Annotated in this window: 9 protein-coding genes; 5 read left to right on the forward strand and 4 right to left on the reverse strand. The window is 71.9% G+C overall.

The window, feature by feature from the left end:
* Positions 1-86 precede the first annotated feature (86 nt).
* Together TN53_RS39600 and TN53_RS39605 are read left to right on the forward strand one after the other, a co-directional pair.
* Positions 87-1130, forward strand: a complete 1044-nt coding sequence (locus tag TN53_RS39600; RefSeq protein ID WP_046263702.1) for a rod shape-determining protein — start codon at positions 87-89, stop codon at positions 1128-1130.
* 38 nt (positions 1131-1168) lie between these two features.
* Entirely contained in the window at positions 1169-2611 is a 1443-nt protein-coding gene (locus TN53_RS39605) for a GAF domain-containing protein (RefSeq protein WP_046263703.1), read from the forward strand.
* Positions 2612-2641: 30 nt separating this feature from the next.
* Here the strand turns inward: TN53_RS39605 and TN53_RS39610 are convergent, their stop codons facing one another.
* The gene (locus tag TN53_RS39610) at positions 2642-3565 is read right to left on the reverse strand and encodes an anti-sigma factor RsbA family regulatory protein (RefSeq protein WP_046263704.1); all 924 of its coding nucleotides are present in this window, start codon (positions 3563-3565) and stop codon (positions 2642-2644) included.
* Complete coding sequence (locus TN53_RS39615) at positions 3562-3858, reverse strand: STAS domain-containing protein (RefSeq protein WP_324609649.1); 297 nt, start codon at positions 3856-3858, stop codon at positions 3562-3564. The genes TN53_RS39610 and TN53_RS39615 overlap by 4 nt, the downstream gene beginning before the upstream one ends.
* Positions 3859-4151: 293 nt before the next feature.
* Here TN53_RS39615 and TN53_RS39620 point away from each other — a divergent pair, with 293 nt between their 5' ends.
* Complete coding sequence (locus TN53_RS39620; protein WP_046263705.1) at positions 4152-4838, forward strand: ANTAR domain-containing response regulator; 687 nt, start codon at positions 4152-4154, stop codon at positions 4836-4838.
* Between the two features lie 70 nt (positions 4839-4908).
* A complete protein-coding gene (locus TN53_RS39625; RefSeq protein WP_046263706.1) occupies positions 4909-5781 on the forward strand; it encodes an LLM class flavin-dependent oxidoreductase in 873 nt (290 codons plus the stop codon).
* Positions 5782-5821: 40 nt separating this feature from the next.
* On the opposite strand, the gene TN53_RS39630 is transcribed toward TN53_RS39625, so the two are convergent.
* A complete protein-coding gene (locus TN53_RS39630) occupies positions 5822-6172 on the reverse strand; it encodes a helix-turn-helix transcriptional regulator (RefSeq protein ID WP_046263707.1) in 351 nt (116 codons plus the stop codon).
* A 136-nt stretch (positions 6173-6308) separates the two neighbouring features.
* On the opposite strand from TN53_RS39630, the gene TN53_RS39635 reads away from it, so the two are divergent.
* Positions 6309-7013: an ANTAR domain-containing protein gene (locus TN53_RS39635; RefSeq protein ID WP_095046984.1), complete on the forward strand. Its 705-nt coding sequence runs from the start codon at positions 6309-6311 to the stop codon at positions 7011-7013.
* Positions 7014-7127: 114 nt separating this feature from the next.
* On the opposite strand, the gene TN53_RS39640 is transcribed toward TN53_RS39635, so the two are convergent.
* Positions 7128-8582 (reverse strand): amino acid permease, encoded by a 1455-nt coding sequence (locus tag TN53_RS39640; protein WP_046263708.1) that lies wholly within the window; start codon positions 8580-8582, stop codon positions 7128-7130.
* Between the last annotated feature and the right edge of the window lie 108 nt (positions 8583-8690).

Here is an 8690-nt window from a genome sequence, read left to right on the forward strand (position 1 = left end):
GGCGCCCCACCCCCGCCCCCCGGACGATGCCAATGAGCCCCGCCACCCGGCGCGGCCACGGTCTGTGTTCTCGGGAGGACCTGCCCATGACCGCCACCGCCAGTCTGGAGCAGCTGCGTCGCTGCCACTTCGCCGTCGACCTGGGGGCGGCGAGGACGCGGGTGTACGTGAAGGGCGCCGGGCTCGTCGTCGACCAGCCGTCCGTCGCCGCCGTGAACACCCGGACCGGTGCGCTGATCGCGGTGGGTGAGTTCGCGGAGAAGATGACGGGCCGTACCCCCGACTACATCCGTGTCGTCCGCCCCGTCTCCGGCGGCACGGTCGTCGACATCGAGATGGCCCAGCGCATGCTGCGGCACCTGCTCGGCGACAAGATCCGCCGCTCGCTGCGGCGCAAGCCGATCCTGCGGGCCGCCGCCTGCACCCCGCACGACGCGGACCCCCTCGCCCAGCGCGCCTGCATCGAGACCATGGTCGGGCTGGGTGCCCGTCGCGTCGAACTCGTGGACACGCTCATCGCCGCCGCCGTCGGCTGCGGGCTGCCCGTGGAGCGGCCCGAGGCGACGATGGTGCTGGTGTGCGGGGCCGCGGCCACCCAGGTCGCCGTGCTCTCCCTCGGCTCGATCGTCAACGCCGTACGCATCCCCGTCGGCGGCGAGGCCGTGGACCACGCGATCGTGCAGCACCTGCGCCACCAGCACGAGCTGATGCTGCCGAGTCAGTCCGTACGACCGCTGCAGCTCGCCCTGTCCGGCAACGGCCTCACCGCCTCGGGTCCCGCCTCCACCGAGATCCACGGACGGGACGTCGCCACCGGGCTCGCCCGCTCCGTCCAGGTCGACACCGCCGCCGTCCGCGACGCGATCCAGACCCCGCTCACCGCCGTGCTCGACGGCATCGGCAAGGTGCTGCGGGACTGCCCGCCCGACCTGGTGGCCGACCTCGCCGACCGCGGGATCATGATGGTCGGCGGCAGCGCGCTGCTCCCCGGCTTCGACCAGATGCTGCGGCACGCGACCGGCATGCCGGTGCACATCGCCGAACGGCCCGAGGTGTGCGCGGTGGAGGGTCTCGGCGCGATGCTGGAGGGCCGTATCGAGCCGCTGGCACTGGACCCGCTGGCCGACTGACACCGACACCGACGCCGACACGGACATCCATCGACCGCATGACCGACGATCCCCTCCCCCCGCTCCTGGAAGCCGTCCTCGGCGTCGGCACCGACCTCGAACTGCGCACCACCCTCCAGCACATCGTGGACGCCGCCGCCGACCTCACCGGCGCCCGGTACGCCGCGCTAGGGACGGCCGACCCGGGCCAGGACGGACTCATCGAGCTCCTCCCCCAGACTTCGTCCGGGGGGACCCCCATCTCGCTTCGCTCGCCGGGCACCGCCCCGTGCACGGCCGTCTCGCTCACCGTGCCGATCCGGGTGCAGGACGAGGAGTTCGGCACGCTGCACCTCGCGGACAAGGGCAAGGATCCCTTCACCGCCGAGGACGAGCAGCTCCTGCACGTCCTCGCCGCCCAGGCCGGTATCGCCATCGGCAACGCCCGGCTGTACGAGGCGGCCCGGCAGCGCGAACGCTGGATCGAGGGCGCGGCGGCCGTGACCACCGCGCTGCTCGGCGAGGGGTCCGCGACCGACGCGCTCACGACGGTCGCCGAACGCGCCCGCCTCCTCGCCGACGCCTCCGCGGGCGTCATCCTCCAGCCCACCGAGGAAGGCGGTATGGAGATCGTGACCGCCTCGACGTACGACGATCCCGGCGACATCGTCGGCACGACGATCGCACCCGGCAGCCCGGTCCTTGAACAACTCCTCGGCGGTGAACCGGTGTTCGTCGACGACTCGGCGACCGACCCGCGGATGACGACGCCGGTGCGGCACCGGTTCGGGCCCAGCATGATGCTGCCGCTCCAGGCCGGCGGCCGGCTGATCGGCACCCTCGCCCTGCCCCGCCGGCGCGGCGACCGCCCGTACACCTCCGTGGAACGCCTGCTCGCGGTCCAGTTCGCCTCGCAGGCCGCGCTCGCCCTGGTCCTCGCCGACGCCCAGCACAGCCGCGAACTCCTCGCCGTCTTCGAGGACCGCGACCGTATCGCCCGCGATCTGCACGACCTCGTCGTCCAGCGGCTGTTCGCCACCGGCATGATGCTGGAGTCCACCCAGCGCCGCAGCGGGGCGGACGACGTGCGCGAGACGCTGGGGAAGGCGGTCGACGAGCTCCAGTCGACCATCCAGGAGGTCCGTACGACGATCTTCGCGCTGCAGCAGCCGCCCGCGGACGCCCCGACGACATTCCGGGGCAAGGTGCTCCGGGAGACGGCGGGGGCGGCGGCCCTGCTGGGTTTCGCGCCGTCCGCACAGTTCACCGGCGCGGTCGAGAGCCGTGTCCCCGAGCAGACGGCCGGCCATCTCCTCACCGCCCTGCGCCGCGCCCTCGCCGCCGCGTCCCGTCGCTCCGGCGTCTCGCGCATCGAGGTCACGGTCGACGCGACGGCGACCCTGCCGGACGGCCGGGAGGGCGTACGGCTGACGGTGTACGACGACGGGGCGGCCGACGACGGGAGCACGGGGACGACGGTGACCTGGCAGGCGCCGCTCTGAGGTCAGGGGGCCAAGGGGCCTGACGCCGTCTCAGCACGCGAACCAGCAGCGCACCGTCGTTCCCTCCTCGCCGGTGTGGGTCCGGACGAGGTCGGCGATCAGGTTGACCAGCAGCAGTCCTCGCCCGCCGCGCTGGTCGCGTGCCGCGGGCCGCCGTCCCGCCAGGGGATCGGCGAGCCGTCCCTTGTCCCGCACCTCGCACACCGCGTACCCGTCCTCGGCCCACACCCGCAGCGTCCCCGAACCGCCGCCGTGCACCACGCTGTTGGTGGTGAGCTCGGCCGCCACGAGGGTGAGGTTCTCCAGGGCGAGCCCGGTCAGCCCGAGCCGGGCGCCCTCGGCGGTCGCGAGATGGCGGACCTCGGGCAGCGATCCGGCGTCGAAGCAGAGGGACAGCACGTCCGCGACGGCGGGCAGCGGCTCGTTGTAGCGGGCCACGACGTCGTCGGGGGCGTACCGGCCGCTCTCCTGTTCCGGTCCGCCGCCGAAGGGGATGACCGTGGGGTGGGTGGCGTAGGCGTCGGCGAGCACCCGCTCGTCGAGGCGTCGGACGTCGTAGGGGCACAGGATGGTCGCGAGCCGGCCCTCGAAGGCCGCGTTGATCAGTGCCTCGTGCTGGACGCACGCGGGGTACTCGCCGGCCGTGCGGCCGGCCCAGATCGGTTCGCCGATGATCCGCACCCGGCTGCCGGCCGGCTGGGCGTCGGCGAAGGCGCGCAGCACGCCGGGGATGATCCGGCCGGGGTTGCGGCCGGCCTCCCGCATGTCCAGGAGCAGTACGGCGTCGGCGGCGTCGCCGAGCTCGTCGCGGATCAGGCGGAGGTTGTCGCCCGGTACGGCCACGGCGACCGGTTCGCCCGCCGCGAGGCCCTCGCGGACGAAGGGGACCGTGCCGGCGAGGTAGTCCTGGGCGTCCCGGTAGAAGAGGGCGGGGTGCAGGAACGCGGTGGTCATGGCAGCGTCACCTCGATCCCCGCCAGGCCCGGCCAGAACATGTCCAGTGTCCGGCTCAGTGTGGGCGGTGGGCGGTGCAGCTGAAGCAGCCGGCCCTCCTCCAGCCGCCGCGCGGCAAACGCGAGGGCATCGGCGCCCGCGACGTCGACGAAGCTCACCGCCGACAGTTCCAGCCGGTACACGTCCGCACGCGCGCCCACCGCCTGCTCCAATGCGCGCTCCCAGATCTCGTGCGTGGCGTGGCCCACCTCGCCCACGGCGCGCAGACCGCTGCGCCCTCGCAACGCGGACACCGTGAGTCGCGGCGCCGCGCCGGCGGACCGCAGAGGTGGTCGGTGATGAAGATGCAAGCCGTCTCCCACTGCTCGTGCGCGGTCTCCCGTTGTTCGTGGACGAAACGCGCGTACCCCGAGCGGAAGCCTGTCAATCCCCTCCTCATGGGTGTAGCCCGCGACGGGTCGGGGCAGGCGCACGATCAGCACCGCCGGGCCCCCGCGGAGCTGGGTGCCCTGCTCCGCCCGGATCCCGGTGGGTACGAAGGAGGCCCATCAGCGCGACGACGGTCGGGGACCGACGAGGCGGAGACATGATCCCAGCGGCACACACATCTCTCACAGGGCGACTGAACACCCTGGTCATCGATGGCTGTACGGACGCGGGCCGGGCGGAGCTACGGCCGCGCGGCGAGCTCGTGCACGGTTGTGCGAAGGTTCTGGAGGAGACCCTGACGGCGCTGCCGGACGGAGTCCGCAAGGTCGAACTGGACATGGCCGCCGTGGTGTTCATGGACACGGGCGGGCTCCAGTTCCTGGAAGTCCTGGACGCCTACAGCCATCGGCGGCGCATCCCGGTGGCCGCCACTCGCTGGACCGGCCAGCCGCGCCGGATCCTGGAGCTCGCCGGCCTGGACACCGCCGACCCGCTGCGGGCGGCACCGCGCCCGGCCGGCCCCGAGCCCGCTACCCCGGCCCCCTCCGCGGTGGCCCTGGAGCGCGCGGAGCAGCTCCATCTGCTGCGCGCGGAGGTCGAGCAGCTCCGCCAGGCGATCGCCTCCCGGCCGGTGATCGACCAGGCCCGCGGCATCCTCATGGCCGCCCACTCCTGTACGTCCGAGGAGGCCTGGACCATTCTGCGCAAGACCTCCCAGCTCTCCAACACCAAGCTGCGCACGGTCGCCGCGGCCCTCACCGCCGGCACGGAGTCCGACGGCCCGCTGCCGCCCGAGGAGGTGCGCACGGCGTTGCGTACGGCGGTCAGGACCTGTCTGAACTGAGGCGGTCCTGTTGGGTCTTGGCGCTAAAGCCCGTTGATCGGTTGCTCGGCCGGACCGTAGGTTCCGTCGCATGACGAATCTCCGGATCGGTGTGATGTACGACCGCGACTGGGCCCCCGAGGGGCTGCCCGACTTCGCGCGGCAGGCCGAGGCGCTCGGCGCGGACGACCTGTGGGTGGTGGAGGACCTCCGCTGGAACGGCGGGGTGTCGGCGGCGGCCGTGGCGTTGGGAGCGACCCGGCGGTTGCGGGTGGGCATCGGGATCGCACCGGCGCCGTTGCGCAGTCCGGCACTGCTGGCGATGGAACTGGCCACGCTGGCAAGGGTGTTCCCGGGCCGGCTGGTGGCCGGGATCGGTCATGGCGTACGGGAGTGGATGGAGCAGGTCGGTGTCGCGCCGCGCTCTCCGCTGGCCCTGCTGGAGGAGACGCTCACCGCCGTACGGGCACTGCTTCACGGGGAGCGGGTCACGGCGGAGGGCCGGGAGGTGCGGATCGACGGCATCCGGCTCATCCACCCGCCCGCCGAGCCGCCGCCGCTGGTCGCCGGTGTGGTGCGGCCGCGCTCCCTGGAGCTGTCGGGGCGGGTCGCGGACGGCACCCTGATCGCCGAGGGGCATGGGCCGCGGGATCTGGAGAACATCCGGGCACTGCTCGCGAAGGGCGGCGCGGGCGAGGACCACACGCTCAGTGTCTTCGCCTTCTGCGCCGTGGGTGACGACGCCGAGGAGGTGGCCCGGACCCTGCAGCCGTACACCGAGGGCCACGGTGCGTGGCTGGGCCGCCCGCAGGAGGAGGTCTTCACCGTCTCCGGCAGCGCGGCACAGGCCGCCGAGAGGATCGGCGCGCTGCGGGCGTCCGGCGCCGACACCGTCGTCCTCCGCTTCGTCGGCCCCGAGCCGCTCCGGCAGCTGGAGGCCGTCCTGGAGGCCGCCGAGCGCTAAGCCGCAGCTCGGCCCGGACGCGGCCCGCGTCGCCGCGCGCTCACGCCTCTTCGGTCACGACCGCACCGGCGCGGGGCGCGGCCTCGTGGTGGCCGTCCACCTGGACGAGCAGGGCGAGCAGCGAGGCGACGGTGAGCCCGGCCTCGGCGGGGTGGCGCAGAATCTTCCCCTGCGCGATCCGGTACGTGTTGCTGCGCCCCTCACGCCTGTGGGACAGATAACCGCTCTGCTCCAGATCGGAAATGATCTTCTGGACAGCGCGCTCCGTGAGTCTGCAATGGGCGGCGATGTCGCGCACCCGCGCACTCTGATTCTCGGCAATGGCCGCCAGTACCCGCGCATGGTTGGTGATGAACGTCCATCCCGCGTGCGGCTCCGTCGCTCCACTCATGAGCGCATCGTACGCCTAGGGATTCAGGCATGAGAATACACGAACCGAATTTCACGTATCCCTTGACGTGAGTCTGCGTACGGGCGAATCTGGTGGCGTCGGAAACGTGGGTGTTCCCAGCCCAGGGGAGAGGACCATGTCCAAGTCGGCACTCTGCTGCGCAGGGCCGGTCAACGGATGCACGAGGCTCGCCGGTCACGGCGGCGAGACGCGGCTGACGGTCTGCGCCCGACCCGACGGTGACCGGACGACGGTCACCGTGCGCGGCGATCTCGACCTCGCCGCGGACCAGCAGCTCCAGCAGGCCCTGCGCTCGGCGCTCACGGACTCCGGCAAGGGCATCGACCTGGACCTCGACGGCGTCGAGTTCTGCGACTGCTCCGGGCTCAACGGCCTGCTGGGGATCCGGCAGCAGGCCCTCGACCAGTGCAAGACGGCCACGATCCGCACCATCAGCCCCGCCGCCAAACGGGTGTTCGCACTCACCGGCACCCTCTCCCTGTTCACCCCCGAGGACGAGATGGACCAGGAAGACGACGCCTCACACCCCTCGACGGACCCACGGGTCGAGGTCGTTCAGCTGCGGCGGGCGATGCAGACCCGGGGACTCATCGACCTGGCCCGCGGCATCCTCATGGCCACCTACTCCCTCAGCGCGGAGGAGGCCTGGAACGTCCTGGTGATGACCTCGCAGAACACCAACACCAAACTCCACCGCGCGGCACAGCAACTGGTGGACTCCGTCCGGGGCGAACCCCCGCCCGAGGCGTCCCGCAGACAGCTGTCCGCCGCCGTCACCCACGTCACCGCCGTACGCGAGCGGGCACAGGAGGCGGAGTGAGCCTTCCCTAGGCCCGGTCGGGCGTCTGCGCGACGGATGCAGCCGTGAAGCCGGTGACGCGAGGGGAGAGTCGCGTCACCGGCGGCAGGAGCGGCCCCGTGCGGACCCGGTCCCCTACGAGGGGGTGATCACCTTCTGCCGGGCTTTCGGTGACAGCCGCTTGCGGAGCAGGGCGAAGGCCACCACACCCCCGGCCACCAGAGTGGACAGGACAACCTGGTCCCGGCCGCCGCCGGAGGCGGTGTCGGTGAGCATGTAGCCGAGCACGAACACGATCACGGCGATGGTGGCCCAGGTCAGATACGGGAAGAGCCACATGCGCACGACGAGCTTCTCCGGCGACTCGGCCTGGATGATCCGGCGCATGCGCAGCTGCGAGAAGCAGATGACCAGCCAGACGAACAGGGCGATGGCGCCGGAGGAGTTGAGCAGGAAGAGGAAGACGGTGTCGGGCCAGGCGTAGTTGAAGAACACCGCGACGAAGCCGAAGACGACCGAGGCGAGAATCGCGGTCTGCGGCACGCCCTGGCGCTTGGTGCGCCCGAAGGCGGCGGGGGCGTCGCCACGGCGGCCGAGGGAGAAGGCCATGCGGGAGGCGGTGTAGAGGCCGGAGTTCAGGCAGGACAGCACCGAGGTGAGCACGATGAAGTTCATGACCTGACCGGCGTGCGCGATGCCCAGGGAGTCCAGGGCGGCGACGTACGAGCCGTCCTTGGTGATGGCCGGGGAGTTCCAGGGCAGCAGGGTCAGCACGATGAAGATCGAGCCGAGGTAGAACACACCGATCCGCCAGATGACGCTGTTGGTGGCCTTGGTGACCGCACGCTGGGGGTCCTCGGACTCCCCCGCCGCCAGGGTGACGATCTCGCTGCCCATGAAGGAGAAGACCACCATCAGCACGCCGGTGAGGATCTTGCCGGGTCCGTTGGGCAGGAAGCCGCCGTGCGCGGTGAGGTTGGAGAGCCCCGCGGTGTCGCTGTGGGTGCCCGGCAGGATCCCGAAGACCGCCAGGAGACCGACCCCGATGAACGCGACGATCGCGACGACCTTGATCCCGGCGAACCAGAACTCGAACTCGCCGTAGGAGGCGACCGACGCGAGGTTGGAGACGGTCAGCACGATCATCACGATCAGGGCCCAGGCCCACTGCGGCACACCCGGGATCCAGCTCTCCAGGATCTTGGCGCCGGCGGTCGCCTCCACGGCGAGCACCACGACCCAGAAGAACCAGTACAGCCAGCCGATCGAGAACCCGGCCCAGCGGCCGAGCGCGCGGTCGGCGTAGGCGGAGAAGGAGCCGGAGGTCGGGTTCGCGGCGGCCATCTCACCCAGCATGCGCATCACCAGCACGACCAGGGCGCCCACGAGTGCGTACGACACGAGGATGCCGGGCCCCGCGGCGGCGATACCGGAGCCGGAGCCGACGAACAGCCCCGCTCCGATCACACCGCCGATCGCGATCATCGAGAGGTGGCGGTTCTTGAGTCCGGCCTGCAGGCCGGGTTCCGCTGGGGTGCTGCCGGTGGTGGTGACCGTGTCGGGGGCGGGGGCAGGAGGACGTGTTGTCATCTCGACATCCAGAGGGCTGGCGGGGATGGGGACGGTTCCGGCGGGATCGGACGGCGGTGGCCGTATGGATTCCGCCGGGCGGGTCGTGCGGGGGTGCCGGGTCAGGGG

The sequence above is a fragment of the Streptomyces sp. WM6386 genome (genome assembly GCF_000972385.1).
Lineage (GTDB): Bacteria > Actinomycetota > Actinomycetes > Streptomycetales > Streptomycetaceae > Streptomyces.